The following is a 17193-nucleotide window of genomic DNA, read 5'->3' as shown; positions in this document are numbered from 1 at the left end:
GTCAGACAAACAGAGAAGCCGCCGTTTCACTGAAACGGCGGCTTCTCTGTTTGTCTCGATATTCGAATGCCGGATCATGCCCGGGCAGGCGCGTCCTCGGGTAGGATCATGGTCTGGGGCACGCTGGCATTGCCGCGTGCCAGGAAATAGTAGACCACCGAAGTCGCCACCAGGGCGACGATCCAGGAGATGTCGGCACCACCGAGCATCACCGCGATCGGCCCTTCATAGAGCGCCTGGTTCAGAAACGGGATCTGCACCACCACGCCAAAGAGATAGCAGCCGAGTGCGACCCAGTTGTAGGCACCGTAACGACCCGACGCATCGTAGAGCGCGGGAATATCGACCTTCTCCTTCGAGATCAGGTAGTAGTCGACTAGGTTGATGGCGCTCCAGGGCACGAAGACGGCGAGCAGCAGCAGCACGAAATTCTTGAACGATGACAGGAAGTTCGAACTGGCGAAGATGGCGATCGCCACCGACACCGCCACGAAGGCAATGATGTAGGCAATGCGCGTCGCCTGCGAAATGCGATCCTGCCGGGTGAAGGCACTGACCGTGGTCAGCATCGTCATCGAGCCGCCATAGGCATTCAGACAGTTGACTGTGAGTTTGTTGGTGACGATGACGATATAGGTCAGCAGTGCCGCTAACCCGGCGCCGGCGAGGTCGCCCATGAAACCGACCTGATTCTGCAGGAACTTTCCGCCGAGAGCTGCCACGATGACGCCAAAACTCATGGCGATCTGTGCGCCGATCGCAGAGCCGAGAAGCGTCGACCAGAAGGTCGTTCTCGCCGGCGTTGCTGTCGGCAGATAGCGCGAATAATCAGCGACATAGGGTGCGAAGGTCATCTGCCAGCCGGCGGCGAGCGCGATGGTGAGCAGGAAGGTCGCAACGCTGAAAGGCTTCTGCCCGAAGGCCTCGGCCACATTGTATTGCGAGAAGAGCTGTACAGCGAGATAGCCGAAGCCAAGGATGCCGACCACCGTCGCTATGCGGCCGATGATATGGATAAGCTTGTAGCCAATCACCGCGACGATGACGGTGATGAGACCGAAGACCAGCATGCCGAAGGCTGGCGCCTCTACACCGAACATCAGGTTGATCGCCTGGCCGGACAGAACCGTGCCTGTGGCCGCAAAGCCGAGATACATCAACACAGTAAGGATCAGCGGAAGTGCCGCGCCCTTTACGCCGAACTGCGCCCGGCTGGAGATCATCTGCGGCAGGCCCAGGCGCGGACCTTGCGCCGAATGCAGCGCCATCACTGCGCCGCCGAGCAGATTGCCGATGGCGAGGCCGATAATCGCGGTCAGTGCCTCCGCGCCGAAAACGATGGACAAAGCACCGTCGACCACGGCCGTGATCTGCAGGTTCGCGCCGAACCATAGAGTGAACTGGTTGAAGGACGAACCGTGCCGCTCTCCTTCCGGAATCCGGTCGATCGTGCGCCGCTCGGCCACGCCGGTTGATGCCGCTGCCATGCTTTCCTCCTCCCGAGAGTCGGTCTGAAATCCACTTGAAGTGGGGATATGTATATACATAGCGGGGCGGGTGGTGAGTCAAGAGTGAGCGCTCTGGTTGTGTTTTCCCCGCCATTTATCAGGAGCGGACCGCTCCATCCGGCTCGCTGAACTGAAATATCCGTTTCAATCGAAAGGCTTGCGCGGTTTTCGCCTTGCAGTCTCTGGTATCGGCCTGTCGGCTTGGGCATAGCCGAGGGTAGGCCTCAGAGAGCTTGCCATGAGGCCAAAAGCTTGCCAGTTGCGCGAGACGCGTCAAGCCGCTACCCGTTCGATGCGAAATCGAAGCGAGGATCCCATGGCCAATCCGGTTCTGGTCGAGGTGCTGCGCGGTGCCGTGGTGGAAAGCGCCCATCGAGGCGCGGTCGCTGTGGTGGACGGGGACGGCAAGACGGTACTGAACATCGGCAACACTGCCCATCCGGTCTTTCCGCGTTCGGCAGTCAAGGCGATCCAGGCGCTGCCACTGGTCGAGAGCGGCGCGGCCGACGCCTATGGTTTCGGTAACCGTGAACTTGCGCTGGCTTGTTCGTCCCATTCCGGCGAACCCGAGCATGTCGAGCTCACTGCCGCCATGCTCGCAAAGGTTGGCCTCGATGCCAGCGCTTTGGAATGCGGCTCGCACTGGCCTTCCAATCACCATGCCACTGTCCAACTCGCCCGTGCCGGCGGCGAACCCAATCCTCTCCACAACAATTGCTCAGGCAAGCACGCCGGCTTCATCTGCACATGTTGCCATTCCAGCATCGACCACCGCGGCTATGTGGCGGCAAACCACCGCATGCAGGAGATGATCAGGGAGGCAATGGAGGCGGTGACTGGCGCTGCCCACAGCACCTCCCATTGTGGCACCGATGGCTGTTCGATCCCGACCTATGCGGTGCCGCTGCGCAGCTTCGCGGCAGGTTTCGCCAAAATGGCGACTGGCAACAGCCTTGGGCCAGAGCGCGCCAAGGCTGCGAAGCAGTTGATCGAGGCCTGTATGGCCGAGCCGTTCCTGGTTGCCGGTACCGATCGCCTCGATACACGGTTGATGCGGGCGGCACCTGGACGCATCTTCGTCAAGGTCGGCGCAGAAGGCGTATTCTGTGCGGCCTTGCCGGAACTTGGGCTTGGCATTGCCCTGAAATGTGATGATGGCGCCGAACGCGCCGCCGGCGTGATGATTGCTGCCGTGCTGGCGAAACTCCTGCAGGCCGATGCCGAACTGGCGGTGAAGCTGGTCGAATTCGCCAACCCGCCGGTGGAAAGCCGCCTGGGTGCCCGGGTCGGCCTCCTGCGCCCGACCGCCGCGCTGGTTTGACGCTTGAGGGTTTCCGTTTTTCGCGGAAACGCTCTAACTTTCTGTTTTTACGCAATTCCGGACGGAAAACCGTTACACACTTTTCCTGGAATTGCTCTAGCTCACCCGGTTCCGTTCCACGGTGAGATGCTCGTAGCCGGCATTGCCGATTTCAGCGAGGTCGGCCGTTACCGGCTCCGCCCAGCGCTTGCCGATGATGGCGCCATGGAGCAGGTCCTGCAGCACATTGTCGGCGATGATCGTCGGCCCTGCGCCGTCGACGACGCTTACCGCAATGCCAATGCCGGCCTTGCGCACGACATTGCTGGTCGCAATCACATTGCGCAGGTACGGCCCCCAGCCGAGTTGCATTCCGCATTGCGGCGCGTTTTCCACCACATTGCCGGTCACCGTGGTGTCAGCCTCCACGCCGATGCCGATACCGAAACCACCGACTTCCGCGGGATACGGGCCGGTGGTGGAAAGATTGCGCACGATATTGCCGCTGCAGGTCGCCATGCGCCCGCCCTCGTTGAAATTGACGATCGCAATGCCGTTGGCCGCGCCATCGATGACATTGTTGGCGATCGCAGCCCCTTCGAAGGCGAATTCGGAATAGAGTGCCGTCTCACCGGAGCGCAGGCAACTGTTGCCGGTGATCTGCACGTTGGAACCTGAATTGGCGCGGATCGCCGAAAAGGCGCAGTCGCTGACGATGTTGTTGGAGATCAGGACACCACCGGCGCGGAATACATTGATGCCGTTACCGTTCTGGCCAGTACCGCCATTGCGGGCGCCAATACGGGTGATGCGATTTCCGCTGACCATGGTGCTGTCTTCACCGATCTGCCAGCGGTGCACCAGGATGCCGCCATTGCCGCAGTCGTCGATGGCATTGGCGCTGATTGAAAGACCGGCGGCATCGACCGACCAGATGCCGGCGTCCGCAGCGCCCGTGACGGTACAGCGTTCGATGCGGCCCGCCGCACGCTGCAGCGCAATGCCGTTCTTGGAGGCGGCGTTCACTTGGCAGTCGTCGATCACCAAGGCCTTCACGGAGCGAAGGTCGAGAAGGCCGGACACGCCCTCGCCGAGATATTGCTTGGCGCCATCGAACATCAGGCCGGAAAACGCGATGTGATCGGCATTCTCGCCCCGAATGAAAGCCCCGCCGCCGCCATGGATCAGGCGGGTAGCGCCAGCAATGCCGGCGAGCCGCACGCGTGGCGGCAAAACGAGCTCGGAAACGATGTAAGTGCCTGGCGGCAGCAAGATTGGCTGATTGCCATCGCTGGCTGTCTTCAGCATTTTGGCGAAGGCTTTGCTCTGATCATCGGTAGCGCCCGGCCGCACGCCAAAATCGGCTGGATCGATCCCGCCAGCCTTGGACGCGACCTGCTTGGCAGTAGCCTGCTTGGCCGCCCTCGCTGGATCAATTATCAGGCCAAGCCCTGCAGCTCCGGCGGCAAGGCCGAGGAGGTGGCGTCTGTTCAGCATTGGCACGATTCCCTGTTTTCCGGATCATCGAGCACGAACCGTGCCATGTCGAAATAGCACTTGCTAGCTGGGGCGTCTGTAACGGGGAGACGCGGCGCTCGCCTTGTCCGGCCACGTGATCAAGCTTGTTAAGCTGGCTAGCTGGCCCTAAATTCTCTTTATGAGCAGAGCTTTCACGCGCGAAGAAGACAGCGAAAACGCCATTGCCGGCATCGGTGAGCGGCCGGTCAGCCCGCATCGCAACCTGGTGACCGTCGAAGGCTTGGCGATGATCGACGCCGAAGTGGCGTCCCTGCGAGCGGCATTGGCCAATGCCGAAGCGGCAAGCGACCGCGAGCGCATCGCGCTGGTTTCGCGTGACCTGCGCTATTGGAACGCCCGGCGTGAAAGCGCGGAGCTATCCGTTCCCGGGCCGGATGGCGGCGTCGTGCGTTTCGGCATGAGCGTGACGTTGGAAGACGAGGCGGGCAAACAGGTGACATGGAAGATCGTTGGCGAGGACGAGGCCGACCCCGCCAAGGGCTCGATCTCGCATGTCTCGCCCATGGCGCTGGCCCTGTTCGGCAAGAGCATTGGCGATACGGCAGCGGTCAATGGCCGCGAGTGGGAAGTGGTCGGGCTGCAATAACCGATCGTTGAAACCCTGGACCGAGTACGCGGCGGGGTTTTAATCGAGCAGCCTATCCACCAGCCGTTCCGCCGCTTCCGGGATTACTGTTCCCGGCGGGAAGATTTCGGCGGCACCGGCTTTCAGAACGGCTTCGAAATCCTGCGGCGGGATGACGCCGCCGGCGACGATCAGCATGTCTTCGCGGCCGAGCTTCTTCAGTACCGCCTTGAGCTCTGGGACCAGCGTGAGGTGACCGGCGGCGAGCGAGGAGACGCCGACGATGTGGACGTCGTTCTCCACCGCAAGCTTGCCGATCTCCTCCGGCGTCTGGAACATGGCGCCGACAGTCACGTCGAAGCCCAGGTCTGCAAACGCCGTGCCGATCACCTTCTGGCCGCGATCGTGGCCGTCCTGGCCGAGCTTGGCGACCAGGATGCGCGGCTTGGCGCCGTGCTTCTTCTCGAAGGCGGCGATCTTTTCCTGCAGCCGATCGACTTCAGGATTTTCGCCGAGCGCGGCGCGATAGACGCCGGAAATCATCTGCACGGAAGCAACATGGCGCCCGAAGGCCTTTTCCAGTGCCAGCGAGATTTCGCCGACGGTCGCTTTGGCGCGAGCCGCGCGAATGGCGAATTCTAGAAGGTTTCCGTCGCCCTGCGCAGCCTTCGCCAGCTCATCCAGCGCTGTCTCGACAGCGGCGACCTCGCGCGTGCCTTTCAATTGCTGCAGTTTCGACAATTGCCTTGCCCGCACTTCGGCATTGTCGATCTTCAGCACGTCCACCTCGATGTCGCGCTCGGGGCGGAAGGCGTTGACGCCGACCAGCACCTGCTCGCCGGAGTCGATACGGGCCTGCGTGCGTGCCGCTGCTTCTTCGATGCGCAGCTTCGGAATGCCCTTTTCGAGCGCTGCCGCCATGCCGCCCAGCTTTTCGACTTCCTCGATATGGGCGCGGGCGCGGGCCGCAAGCTCATGCGTCAGCCGCTCGACATAGGCCGAGCCACCCCAAGGGTCGATGATGCGGGTGGTGCCGCTTTCCTTCTGCAGGATGATCTGGGTGTTGCGGGCGATGCGCGCCGAATGGTCTGTCGGCAGGGCCAGCGCCTCGTCGAAGGAATTGGTGTGCAGGGACTGGGTATGGCCTTGGGTGGCCGCCATCGCCTCGATCATCGTGCGCACGATGTTGTTGTAGGGATCCTGCGCTGTCAGGGACCAGCCGGATGTCTGGCTGTGAGTGCGCAGCGACAGCGAGCGCGGGTCCCTCGGCGCGAAGTTCTTTTCAATGAGTTCGGCCCACAGCAGGCGCGCGGCACGCAGCTTGGCGACTTCCATGAAGAAATTCATGCCGATCGCCCAGAAGAAGGAGAGCCGCGGTGCGAATTTGTCGATGTCGAGACCGGCGGCGACACCGGCACGCACATATTCGATGCCGTCGGCGATCGTATAGGCGAGTTCCAGGTCGGCGGTCGCGCCGGCTTCCTGCATGTGGTAGCCGGAGATCGAGATCGAGTTGAACTTCGGCATGTTGCGAGACGTGTAGGAGAAGATGTCCGACACGATCCGCATGGAGGGTTTCGGCGGGTAGATATAGGTGTTGCGCACCATGAACTCTTTCAGAATGTCGTTCTGAATGGTTCCGGCGAGGTCTTTCTGCGCAACGCCCTGTTCTTCGGCGGCGACGATGTAAAGCGCCAGGATCGGCAGCACTGCGCCGTTCATGGTCATCGAGACGGTCATCTCGCCAAGCGGGATGCCGTCGAAGAGCTGGCGCATGTCGAGAATGGAATCGATCGCGACGCCCGCCATGCCGACATCGCCGGCGACGCGCGGATGGTCGCTGTCGTAGCCGCGATGGGTGGCGAGGTCGAAGGCGATGGAAAGGCCTTTCTGGCCGGCGGCAAGGTTGCGGCGGTAGAAGGCGTTGGATTCTTCCGCCGTCGAGAAACCGGCATACTGCCGGATCGTCCAGGGTTGCTGGACATACATGGTCGGGTAGGGGCCGCGCAGGAACGGCGCCAGGCCCGGATAGGTATCGAGATCGTCGAGCTCGTTGAGGTCGGCCTGTCCGTATTGACGTTTGACCGCGATGCCTTCGGGCGTTTCCCAGATACCATCGGGCGCGCCGGATGGCGTACGCGGCGCCATCCAGGCCATCTTGCTGAAATCTGGGATCAAGCCGTGCCTCCGGCCACCAGGTCGTCACGAACCGGCGGCAGCGCTTCGCAGAATACGGTTCCGTCGGTCGGCGCGATACGCGGCGTGGCGTCGAGCGTCTCCACCGGCCGTTCGGTCTTCGACGGGTGCAACGTCGTGCCGACGATGGCGCGTTCGCCGCGGTGATAGGCTTCGGCGCGGGCTTTGCGAGCGGCGACGATGCGGCCCTGGATATGGCCGTCCTTCAGGCTGGAAAGCACACCGCCTTCTTTTTCGATCTGCTGGAATTCCTTCCAGGCCGCCTCACACAGGCTGTCGGTGAGTGCTTCGATGCCACCTGAGCCAAAGGCCGGATCACCGACATGGTCGAGATGGCTCTCGCGTGCGACGACGAGCTGCGTGTTGCGGGCAACGCGGCGCGCGAAGGCGGCCGGCAGGCCGTGCGCAATGGTATGCGGCAAGATCGAGATCGAATCGGCACCACCGACGGCGGCCGCGAAACAGGCGATGGTCGAACGCAGGATGTTGGTTTCCGGGTCGAGCGCCGTCACCATCCGGTAAGAGGTTTCGGCGTGTACGCTTGCCGGCGCCGGCTGGATGGAGCTTGCTTCCAGCACACGCGTCCACAACCGCCTGAGTGCCCTGATCTTGGCGATCGACAGGAACTGGTCCTGGTCGACGGAAAGCGCGAAGCCGATATGCGGTGCGGCGTAGATCAGCGCCTGCCGCGCCTCCTCGAACAGCCGCAGGTAAGACACTGCCGAAGCCAGCATGATGCCGAGTTCCTGCGCTTCGGTGGCACCGGAATTGTGGAACACGCGGCCATCGGCCTCGAGCAGCACGCCAGGCACATCCATGGCGAAGAAATGTGCAAGCGACTGCGGCATCGAGGCCTGCAGCGCCTCGATCGACATGCGCAGTCGTCCGGTGCCGGCGAAAATCGCAGCAGGGTCGATGCCGAAGGAGAGGTTGAGTCTGGCGGGGTCGACACGACGCTTGGCCAGAAACGCGGTCAGCCAGTCGGCCATCGCCCGGCTCGCCGGGTGCACATCGACGCGCAGATAGGTCTGGTCGAGCGGCACGCCTTCCAGCACGCGCTCGATCGTGTCGGGTGCATAAGGCAAGCCATATCCGAATGAGTTTGGAGCGCCCTCGAATACCAGTGACAGGCCCGTTGCGCCTTGTGCGATGTCCTCGGCGACCTGCAGGCGGGCTCGCTCGACATCGGGATCGTCGACGCGCTGCGAGATGATCCAGGGCTTCAGCGGATTGGTGCGCAGGCTGTGCTCGCGGCCGGCCGCTCGCCCGTAAAGCGGGTCGATGCGGATTCCGTCATCGGTTTGCGAAACCAGCTTCTCCTCGAAGGAGGCACCGGCCAGGGCCTTTTCGGCCAGCGCCAGCCAGCGCTGCCGCTGCGGATTGTCGGGTTCGCTCGGTTCATCGACGGCTTTGCTGCCCATTACCTGTCCTCGTCTGCCGGCCGCATCAGCCACTTTCAAATCACTCTAAAGTCCATTGTCGCGCATCGCAATGTCGCAACGAGGTCACTAACGTCTTTGAATTTGATGGTCGCGTTACTATACCTGCGATGGGACGGGTTTGTGACGATTTGCACAGCGGCTTTGCGGAGACGAGACATGGCTGACGAGACGAGTATCTTCCTGGGCGCCAGCCGCAAGCCGGACGATAGTTACCAGGAGCCGGAAAGCTTGCTGTTGCGCTACGGCAACCGCCATGGGCTGGTCACCGGAGCCACCGGCACCGGCAAGACGGTGACACTGCAGATCATGGCTGAAGGTTTCTCCAATGCTGGCGTGCCGGTGTTCTGCGCCGACATCAAGGGCGACCTTTCCGGCATTGCGGCTGTGGGCGAGGCCAAGGACTTCCTGGTCAAGCGTGCCAAGGACGTGAAACTCGACCCATACGAATTCCAGGAATTCCCGGTCATCTTCTGGGATCTTTTCGGCGAGCAGGGTCACCCCATACGCGCTACGGTGTCCGAAATGGGCCCGTTGCTCCTGTCGCGGCTGATGAATCTCTCCGAAGCGCAGGAGGGCGTGATGAACATCGCCTTCCGTATCGCGGACGAAGAGGGCTTGCTGCTTCTCGACATGAAGGACCTGCAGGCACTGCTCGCCAACATCGCCGAGCGTGCCAGCGAGATCGCCGCGCGCTTCGGCAACGTCACCAAGCTGTCGGTCGGCGCCATCCAGCGCTCGCTGCTCATCCTGGAGCAGCAGGGCGGTGCCAATTTCTTCGGCGAGCCGGCGCTGCGCATCGCCGACATCATGCGCACCACGCGCGACGGCCGCGGCGCTGTCAACGTGCTTGCCGCTGACAAGCTGATGGGCAATCCGCGCCTCTACGCAACCTTCCTGCTCTGGCTGATGTCGGAACTGTTCGAGCAGCTTCCCGAAATCGGCGATCCCGACAAACCTAAGCTCGTCTTCTTCTTCGACGAAGCGCATCTCCTGTTCGACGATGCGCCGAAGGCGCTGATCGACCGCGTCGAGCAGGTGGTGCGGTTGATCCGCTCCAAGGGCGTCGGTGTCTACTTCGTCACCCAGAACCCGCTGGATGTGCCGGAGACGGTACTTGCCCAGCTTGGCAACCGCGTACAGCATGCGCTGCGCGCCTATACGCCGCGCGAGCAGAAAGCAGTGAAGACGGCGGCCGAGACCTTCCGCCCCAATCCCGATTTCGACTGCGCCAAGGCGATCACCCAGCTCGGTACCGGCGAGGCGTTGGTCTCGACGCTTGAGGAAAAGGGTGCGCCGTCGATGGTTCAGCGCACGCTGATCCGCCCGCCGTCCTCCAGACTTGGCCCGATCACCGCAGACGAGCGCCGCAGGCTGATCGCCGAAAGCCCTGTCGCCGGTCAATATGACGAAACGGTCGACCGGGAATCCGCCTTCGAAATGCTGCAGAAGAAGGCAGCCGAGGCACAGGCCCCGCAAAGCGAGGGCTCCGGCTGGACATTGCCGGATTTCGGTGGCGGTAGCCGTCAACCCTCCGGCAGACAGCGTGCCCCACGGCCGTCGAACCGCCAGACCGTCACGGAAGCCGCGATCAAGTCGGTGGTGCGTTCGGTCGGCTCTTCGCTCGGCCGCGCCATCGTGCGCGGGATTCTCGGCAGTTTCTCGCGGCGGTGATCCGTCTGAACCATGAGACGAAAAAGCCGCCGTCCCGTCAGGATGGCGGCTTTTTCAAAGACTATTCCAAATCGCGTTGAATAGAGCGTCCTGGAATTGCTCTAGAACCACGAACGCCCGGCAGGGCCGATCAGGCGCGCTTCTGGCACGCCTTCATCGATCGGAATGCCCTGTTCGTCGGGGGCCGTCGGCGCAACCGGCCGGCCAGCCACGTCGGTGACGATCACCGTGGCCCCATTCTTGACGCGGTCGTAGAGGTCGATGACATCCTGGTTCATCAGGCGCACGCAACCCGAGGAAACAGACTTGCCGATGGAACTCCATTCCGGCGAGCCGTGCAGACGGTAAAGCGTGTCTTCGCCATTCTGGAACAGATAGAGCGCGCGCGCGCCAAGCGGGTTCTTCAGGCCGGGCGGCATGCCGCCATTGTCGGCACTGAATTTCCTCAGTTCCGGCTGGCGCTTGATCATTTCTTCAGGCGGCGTCCATTTCGGCCATTTGCGCTTCCACTGCATGACCGCGGCGCCCGACCAAGCAAAGCCGGCGCGGCCGAGACCGACGCCGTAGCGCAGCGCGCGACCGCCCGGCAACACGAAGTAGAGGAAGTGGGTGGAGGTTTCGACCACGACGGTGCCCGGCTTCTCCCCGGTCGGGTCGGGGACCACCTGACGCAGGAATTGCTGGTCGATCTTGCGGTAGGGGATGGCCGGGATCTCGTAATTCTCGTCCACCACCGGACCGTACATGATCGCATAGTCCGGCAGTATCGGATCCGGCGGGGGAGGAGGCGCGACCGGCGTGACGGGCGGCGGTTCCTGGGAAACGGTGGTGCAGGCTGCAAGCGCCATCGACGCGGCGCCGACCAGGGCGGTGTTCAAAAAACCGCGACGAGTCATCGAGAGAGCGGGTGGCGTCTTGATCATGATGGCCTTGGAATAGTTCGATATGTCGAAGAAAGCGTGAACGGGCGAAAGCCCGCATGGTTGCTTCCTTTTGAGTTGGCGCGATAGGCGTTTCTGAATCGGGCGGCAAGGTGGACAAAAAGAGGCGAGGCGATGACGGGTGCGCAACTGTTGCCGATCGGCAACGCCATTTTAGGGCGTTTCGGGGGGCTGCAAGTGGATTCGCAACAGTTCCGAACGCGCCATGGCGTGCATGGCCTGAAATCCGCCCTTCTCCCGGTCCTTCCGATCACATCTGCGTGACGATGCAGGTAACCGCTTGGCAGCCACTCCTGTGCTGGCCTTACCAAATCCGACCGATGCCGGTTGACTGGGCCGTTGCCATGCGCCCAATCTCCGCAGCCTTATTGCGGCAAGAAATGGAACATGACGATGACTTTGGCGGCAGCAGCGCTTTCAACCACATGGACCTTCGTCGATGGTGACTGGCATGAGGGCAATGTGGCGCTTGTCGGTCCACGCAGTCATGTGTTCTGGCTGGCATCCAGCGTGTTCGACGGTGCGCGCTGGTTCGAAGGGGTTGCGCCCGATCTCGATCGTCATGCTGCCCGGGTCAACGCATCGGCCATTTCGCTCGGCCTGAAGCCAATGAAAACGCCGGAAGAAATCATCGGGCTCACCTGGGACGGTTTGAAGAAGTTCGACGGCAAGACCGCCGTCTACATCCGGCCGATGTATTGGGCCGAACATGGCGGTTACATGGGCGTGCCTGCAGATCCGGAATCGACGCGGTTCTGCCTGTGTCTTTATGAAGCACCGATGCTGCCGCCTGCCGGGTTTTCGATAGGCGTGTCGTCTTTCAGGCGTCCGTCGCTGGAAACCATGCCGACGGATGCCAAGGCGGGCTGCCTCTACCCCAACAATGGCCGCTCCATCCTGGAGGCCAAGGCGCGCGGCTTCGACAATGCGTTGGTTCTGGATATGCTTGGCAATGTCGCCGAGACTGGCTCGTCCAATGTTTTCATGGTCAAGGATGGCCATATCTACACGCCTGCCGCCAACGGCACTTTCCTTTCGGGCATCACGCGGGCACGCACCATCAGGCTGCTGGCCGACTATGGCTTCCGCACCACCGAAAAGACGCTGACGGTGAAGGATTTCCGCGAGGCGGACGAGATTTTCTCGACGGGGAACCACTCGAAAGTGGTGCCGATCACTCGCATCGAGGATCGTGACCTGCAGCCGGGTCCGGTCGCCAAGAAGGCGCGCGAGCTTTATTGGGACTGGGCCCATTCGACACCGGTGAATTGAGAGCCCATGCGCGTCGCGATCTTGCAGATCCGCTCCTTGCGCATCAGGGCTTCGATTTTGCGCATGTCGTTATCGCAAAACCGCTACACAGTTTGGCGCGACATGCTTTAGAAGATGGCCGGCGCTCCGTTTTTCGGAGTTGTCGCTGCCCGATCCAACCCTATCTTACTTCGGTATCGACACTGATTTTTTGCCACAAGGGAGTTTATCCATGGCCTTCGAATTGCCCGCCCTGCCTTACGATTATGAGGCACTTCAGCCCTTCATGTCGAAGGAGACGCTGGAATATCATCACGACAAGCACCACAAGGCCTATGTCGACAACGGCAACAAGCTGGCCGCAGAGGCCGGTCTCGACAATCTGTCGCTCGAAGAAGTGGTAAAGCAGTCGTTCGGCAAGAATGCCGGTCTCTTCAACAATGCGGCCCAGCATTACAACCACGTCCACTTCTGGAAGTGGATGAAGAAGGGCGGTGGCGGTAACAAGCTGCCCGGCGCGCTGCAGAAGGCTGTCGACAGCGATCTCGGCGGCTACGACAAGTTCAAGGCAGACTTCATTGCCGCCGGCACCACGCAGTTCGGCTCCGGCTGGGCCTGGGTTTCGGTCAAGAACGGCAAGCTCGAGATTTCCAAGACCCCGAACGGCGAAAACCCGCTGGTGCATGGCGCGACCCCGATCCTCGGCGTCGACGTGTGGGAGCACTCCTACTACATCGACTATCGCAACGCCCGCCCGAAATATCTCGAGGCGTTTGTCGACAGCCTGATCAACTGGGATTACGTGCTGGAACTCTACGAAAAGGCCTGAGACAGCCCTTTTTCTTCGGAAAAGCCCTGCTTCGGTGGGGCTTTTTCTTTTTGAAATCAGTGTATTTGAGCTGTTCCTTGCAGAGGCGCGAGCCCGTTCACCGGAAGTTCAGGACGCCGGTGGTGGATATTCGGGAATTTTTACGCCACCTTGGCCGTTGTCCGCAGGCATATGCCTCACTCTTCAATCACGGAGCCCACGGAATGAGAAAGCTAGTCCTCGCCATCTCAATGCTCGCCTTCGCTGGTTCGGCAGCATTTGCCGACCCGATCGCCGACCGCGAGGCCTCGATGAAGGAGCGCGGTAAGATCGTCGGCGGTCTTTCCAAGGTCATCAAGGGCGAGGCGGCTTTTGACGCCGCTGCGGTACTGGAGCAGTTGAAGGCGCTTGAAGCCAATGCCGACAAGTTCGACGTGGCCGCGCTGTTTCCAGCCGGCAGCGATCAGGGCAAGACCGAGGCTTCACCGAAGATCTGGGAAGACATGGCCGGCTTCAAGGCCGCCGAAGACAAGTATCTGGGCGACGTGAAGGCCGCTGTTGCGGCGGCGCCCGCCACTGTCGACGCGCTGAAGGAAAGCTTCGGCAAGGTGGCGGCCAATTGCGGCGCCTGCCACAAGGCCTATCGTCTGAAGAAGAGCTGAGGAAGCATCGGTGTTGGGAAAGATAGCCAGCGCTGTCGTGGCGCTGGCTGCCATCGTGGCAGGCACCGGCTGGTGGCTATCCGAACCGGTTCGATTGACGGCCGGCGATGTGTTGGAACTTGGCCCGGGCGACGCCACGCGCGGCCAGCGCATCTTCTATGCCGGCGGCTGCACCTCCTGCCATGCCCGGCCGAAGGCGGAAGGCGACGCCAGGCTGGAACTTGTCGGCGGGCTCGAACTGAAAACCGAATTCGGCACCTTCGTTGCGCCGAACATCTCGCAGGACAGGGCCGACGGCATCGGCGACTGGTCGATGGAAGACTTTGCCAACGCGATGATGCGCGGCGTCTCGCCGGCGGGTGAGCATCTGTATCCGGCCTTTCCTTATACGTCTTACGCTCGCATGAAGTTGTCGGACGTAGCCGATCTCTATGCCTTCCTGAAAACCTTGCCGGCGGTGCCGGGCAAAGCGGCTGCCCCGTCGCTCTCCTTCCCCTTCAATATCCGGCGCGGCATCGGATTGTGGAAGCAGCTTTATCTGGACAGCAGCCCGGTGGTTGCGCTTGCCACCGACGCGCCGGCTGACGTTCTCGCCGGACGCTATCTGGTCGAGGGACCCGGCCACTGCGGCGAATGTCACACCCCGCGCGACATGTTTGGGGGGGTGAAGAAGGGTGAATGGCTGGCCGGCGCAAAAGCGGCCGAAGGTGACGGCATCGTACCGAATATCACCGGTGGCGAAGGCGGCATCGGCGACTGGTCGGCAGCCGATATCGCCAACTATCTCGAAACCGGTTTCACGCCGGAATTCGATTCCGCCGGCGGCGCCATGGCCGACGTGCAACAGAATATGGCGCAGCTCACACCCGAAGACCGCGCGGCGATCGCCGCCTATCTCAAGGCGATCCCGGCGCATAAGGACGGATACCGCGCGACGAAACCGCAGGGTTAGAAGCCTTCGACGGCGCTCCCGAGGAAGAAGTTCGCGCCAGCAGTTGCCCCGCCATTATGCGCCGGCGGGGCAAGGCAAGGTTTCATCCGCGCGGCTGCAGTAGCGCCAGGACCGCCGTTACCGCTGCGAGAATGGCGGTAAGGGTCAAAGGCGCCGATGCGCCGTAAGTGTCCACGATATAGCCGCCGACAACCGCGCCGGTGGTGATGGCGACCTGAAAGGAGACGACCATCAGGCTGCCGGAGGCCTCCAGCGCGTCGGGCGCCGCGCGCGACAGATTGGTTGGCAATACGACCGGCGCCATGCCGAAGGCGAAGCCCCAAAGCGTGACGAAACCGAAGGCGATGCCGATATGCGCGCCCCATAACACCAGCACGAGCGCGGCGAGCCCCATCAGGATCGAGGTGGTAACCAGAGCCATGCGGATATTGGCGTCCGCCATGCGCCCGCCGGCAACGTTGCCGACCACGGCGGCGATGCCAAATCCGAGCAGCGCCAGTGCGATCGGGCCCGTGCCGAGCAGTGTCACCTTTTCAAGAAACGGGCGCACATAGACCGAACCCGCGAAATGCCCGGTCATCAGCACGAGGATGGCCAGCATGCCGAACTGGATGCCGCGCCGGCGCGTCAGCCGAAGCACGTCGGCCAGGCTGTTGCTCGCGGCCGCCGGCAAGGTCGGCAGGCTGATGAACTGCAGCAGCATGGCAAGCGCGGCGAGCGCCGCCGTCATCGCCATGGCGACACGCCAACCCAGCCAGTCGCTGATCAGCGCGCCGAGCGACGGCGCTGCGATGGTGGCCAGCGAGACGCCGAGGGTGACGATGGCCATGCCCCGGCCAGTCGCGTTAGCGCCAACCAGCCGCGCCACGACCGCGACCGACAGCGCCCAGAAGGCGCTGATCGAGATGCCCAGCCCGGCGCGACCCAGCAGCAGCAGCCAGAAGTCCGTTGCCAGAGCCGAAAGAATGTTGGAGCCGATCGCCAGTGCGCTGAGGCCAATCAGCACCGTCTTGCGGTTCAATTTGCCGATGAGAACGTTGCTCAGCAGCGCCGCCACGGCGCCCACCGAGGCGGTGGCGGTGACGACCTGCCCGGCCGTTCCCTCGCTGATACCCAGATCGCGCGCCATTGGTGTCAAAAGGCCCGCCGGCAGGAATTCAGCCGATACCAGCGCGAAGCTGGTGGCGGCCATCGACAGAACTGCAAGCCAAGTCGTGGCGCTCCAGGACGTTTCGTCCGACGCGTCCGGTTCGTTATCTATCGCGGCGCGATCAAGCGATAGGGTAGTGTCCGTCATATGAAGGTCTCCAAGGTTTGGAGATCTTCATAAACACGCTTTATAGGATGATCTGTATCTTAAAATCCGAATTCCATGTCCATTCGTCCGGAAATTGTGCGTCGCACAACGCCAGGCGAGACGTTGGTAATGCGTTTGAACGCGCGCGCGAAGGAGGCTTCCGACTCATAGCCCAAGCGGGTAGCGACTTCGGCGACCGAAAGATCGCCCTGTCCTAGCAGTTCCTTCGCGAGCTGCATGCGCAGGCGAGCCAGATAGTGCGCCGCGCCTTCGCCGAGGATGGCGCTGAAGCGCTCCGCGAAAACCGAGCGCGATTGGCCAGCCAGGCCCGCGAGACTTTCCAGGGTCCAGTTATGGCCGGGGTCGCGGTGCATCGCCACAAGCACTCGTCCGATATGGGGGTCGCGAATGGCGGCGAGCCAACCGGTGGTCGAGCTGTCATGGCATTTGACCCAGCAGCGTATCAGCCGGGCGGTAAGCAGGTCGGCCATGCGCGACAATATGGTGGCGCCGCCCATCTTGGGGTGGCATGCCTCCTGTGCCATGGCCTCCAGCAAGGGACTGACGATCGGGTCGTTGGCGGCCACGTCGCAGCCTTTGATAATAACGGGCATCAGGCTGATCAGCGGGTGCAGGGCATAGGCTCCCAACGCCATCGAGCCACAAAACAACACGCTGGCGGCACCTTCGCCCTGCTGCACCACTTCACAGACATTGCCGCCATGTTTGGTTACCTCGCAACTCGTCATGCAGTCGCCAGTAACTTCCGGCGAACTGGCCAGGCGGTGCTCGACGCCTTGTGGCAGCAGCACGAGATCGCCCGCGCGTAATTCCTGCCAGCCCTTGGCCTCGGTGTGTACCCAGCACGGCCCGTCGCTGACAAAGTGAAATCGCAGCAAAGGTTGCTGGGGAAAGGTGATGCTCCATGGATGGCGGAGCTCGCAACGGCCGTAGCTGACGCCGCTCAGCCGAAAATCCTGGAGGATTTGGCTGAGCGCGTCTGTCGGGACAGGTGGCGGCGACGATTTGGACGAATAGTGAAGCATTTAGCTATTCTATGT

14 protein-coding genes are annotated in these 17193 nt (G+C 62.2%); 7 read left to right on the top strand and 7 right to left on the bottom strand.

Translation table 11 applies throughout. The features are described 5' to 3' along the window. Window positions 1-74: 74 nt before the first annotated feature. Window positions 75-1487: a cytosine permease gene (locus tag AO692_RS04785; RefSeq protein WP_054308894.1), complete on the bottom strand. Its 1413-nt coding sequence runs from the start codon at window positions 1485-1487 to the stop codon at window positions 75-77. Window positions 1488-1824: 337 nt separating this feature from the next. On the opposite strand from AO692_RS04785, the gene AO692_RS04780 reads away from it, so the two are divergent. Beyond that, on the top strand, window positions 1825-2829 hold the full coding sequence (locus AO692_RS04780; protein ID WP_054308893.1) for an asparaginase: 1005 nt from the start codon (window positions 1825-1827) through the stop codon (window positions 2827-2829). 96 nt (window positions 2830-2925) lie between these two features. Here the strand turns inward: AO692_RS04780 and AO692_RS04775 are convergent, their stop codons facing one another. Further along, window positions 2926-4305, bottom strand: a complete 1380-nt coding sequence (locus AO692_RS04775; protein ID WP_054308892.1) for a TIGR03808 family TAT-translocated repetitive protein — start codon at window positions 4303-4305, stop codon at window positions 2926-2928. A gap of 160 nt (window positions 4306-4465) precedes the next feature. Between AO692_RS04775 and greA the strand changes: the two genes are divergently transcribed. Further along, on the top strand, window positions 4466-4933 hold the full coding sequence (gene greA, locus AO692_RS04770; protein WP_054308891.1) for a transcription elongation factor GreA: 468 nt from the start codon (window positions 4466-4468) through the stop codon (window positions 4931-4933). 39 nt (window positions 4934-4972) lie between these two features. On the opposite strand, the gene scpA is transcribed toward greA, so the two are convergent. Further along, on the bottom strand, window positions 4973-7090 hold the full coding sequence (scpA, locus tag AO692_RS04765; RefSeq protein ID WP_054308890.1) for a methylmalonyl-CoA mutase: 2118 nt from the start codon (window positions 7088-7090) through the stop codon (window positions 4973-4975). Then, window positions 7087-8529, bottom strand: a complete 1443-nt coding sequence (locus AO692_RS04760) for a methylmalonyl-CoA mutase subunit beta (protein ID WP_054308889.1) — start codon at window positions 8527-8529, stop codon at window positions 7087-7089. Before AO692_RS04760 ends, scpA begins: the two co-directional genes overlap by 4 nt. A 177-nt stretch (window positions 8530-8706) precedes the next feature. Between AO692_RS04760 and AO692_RS04755 the strand changes: the two genes are divergently transcribed. After that, entirely contained in the window at window positions 8707-10221 is a 1515-nt protein-coding gene (locus AO692_RS04755; RefSeq protein ID WP_054308888.1) for a helicase HerA-like C-terminal domain-containing protein, read from the top strand. A 101-nt stretch (window positions 10222-10322) separates the two neighbouring features. Here AO692_RS04755 and AO692_RS04750 read toward each other — a convergent pair whose 3' ends face one another. Next, the gene (locus tag AO692_RS04750) at window positions 10323-11144 is read right to left on the bottom strand and encodes a L,D-transpeptidase (protein WP_054308887.1); all 822 of its coding nucleotides are present in this window, start codon (window positions 11142-11144) and stop codon (window positions 10323-10325) included. Window positions 11145-11555: 411 nt separating this feature from the next. On the opposite strand from AO692_RS04750, the gene AO692_RS04745 reads away from it, so the two are divergent. From AO692_RS04745 to AO692_RS04730, 4 genes are all read left to right on the top strand, one after another. After that, on the top strand, window positions 11556-12434 hold the full coding sequence (locus AO692_RS04745) for a branched-chain amino acid aminotransferase (protein ID WP_054308886.1): 879 nt from the start codon (window positions 11556-11558) through the stop codon (window positions 12432-12434). Window positions 12435-12645: 211 nt separating this feature from the next. Beyond that, entirely contained in the window at window positions 12646-13242 is a 597-nt protein-coding gene (locus tag AO692_RS04740) for a superoxide dismutase (RefSeq protein WP_054308885.1), read from the top strand. A gap of 203 nt (window positions 13243-13445) precedes the next feature. Beyond that, window positions 13446-13883, top strand: coding sequence for a cytochrome c (locus AO692_RS04735; protein WP_054308884.1), 438 nt, complete (start codon window positions 13446-13448; stop codon window positions 13881-13883). Between the two features lie 10 nt (window positions 13884-13893). After that, window positions 13894-14835, top strand: a complete 942-nt coding sequence (locus AO692_RS04730; protein WP_054308883.1) for a cytochrome c — start codon at window positions 13894-13896, stop codon at window positions 14833-14835. A gap of 82 nt (window positions 14836-14917) precedes the next feature. Here AO692_RS04730 and AO692_RS04725 read toward each other — a convergent pair whose 3' ends face one another. Together AO692_RS04725 and AO692_RS04720 are read right to left on the bottom strand one after the other, a co-directional pair. Beyond that, a complete protein-coding gene (locus AO692_RS04725) occupies window positions 14918-16132 on the bottom strand; it encodes an MFS transporter (RefSeq protein WP_054308882.1) in 1215 nt (404 codons plus the stop codon). 59 nt (window positions 16133-16191) lie between these two features. Next, the gene (locus AO692_RS04720; RefSeq protein WP_054308881.1) at window positions 16192-17178 is read right to left on the bottom strand and encodes an AraC family transcriptional regulator; all 987 of its coding nucleotides are present in this window, start codon (window positions 17176-17178) and stop codon (window positions 16192-16194) included. Window positions 17179-17193 lie beyond the last annotated feature (15 nt).

The sequence above is a fragment of the Mesorhizobium sp. 1M-11 genome (genome assembly GCF_001303895.1).
In the GTDB taxonomy this organism is placed as follows: domain Bacteria; phylum Pseudomonadota; class Alphaproteobacteria; order Rhizobiales; family Rhizobiaceae; genus Mesorhizobium.
This window is presented reverse-complemented; position numbering and strand designations above follow the sequence as displayed.

Coding starts and splice junctions, on each gene's coding strand:
- AO692_RS04785 (WP_054308894.1), bottom strand. CDS start 1,487: ATGGCAGCGGCATCAACCGGCGTGGCCGAGCGGCGCACGATCGACCGG.
- AO692_RS04780 (WP_054308893.1), top strand. CDS start 1,825: ATGGCCAATCCGGTTCTGGTCGAGGTGCTGCGCGGTGCCGTGGTGGAA.
- AO692_RS04775 (WP_054308892.1), bottom strand. CDS start 4,305: ATGCTGAACAGACGCCACCTCCTCGGCCTTGCCGCCGGAGCTGCAGGG.
- greA (WP_054308891.1), top strand. CDS start 4,466: ATGAGCAGAGCTTTCACGCGCGAAGAAGACAGCGAAAACGCCATTGCC.
- AO692_RS04760 (WP_054308889.1), bottom strand. CDS start 8,529: ATGGGCAGCAAAGCCGTCGATGAACCGAGCGAACCCGACAATCCGCAG.
- AO692_RS04755 (WP_054308888.1), top strand. CDS start 8,707: ATGGCTGACGAGACGAGTATCTTCCTGGGCGCCAGCCGCAAGCCGGAC.
- AO692_RS04750 (WP_054308887.1), bottom strand. CDS start 11,144: ATGATCAAGACGCCACCCGCTCTCTCGATGACTCGTCGCGGTTTTTTG.
- AO692_RS04745 (WP_054308886.1), top strand. CDS start 11,556: ATGACTTTGGCGGCAGCAGCGCTTTCAACCACATGGACCTTCGTCGAT.
- AO692_RS04740 (WP_054308885.1), top strand. CDS start 12,646: ATGGCCTTCGAATTGCCCGCCCTGCCTTACGATTATGAGGCACTTCAG.
- AO692_RS04735 (WP_054308884.1), top strand. CDS start 13,446: ATGAGAAAGCTAGTCCTCGCCATCTCAATGCTCGCCTTCGCTGGTTCG.
- AO692_RS04725 (WP_054308882.1), bottom strand. CDS start 16,132: ATGACGGACACTACCCTATCGCTTGATCGCGCCGCGATAGATAACGAA.
- AO692_RS04720 (WP_054308881.1), bottom strand. CDS start 17,178: ATGCTTCACTATTCGTCCAAATCGTCGCCGCCACCTGTCCCGACAGAC.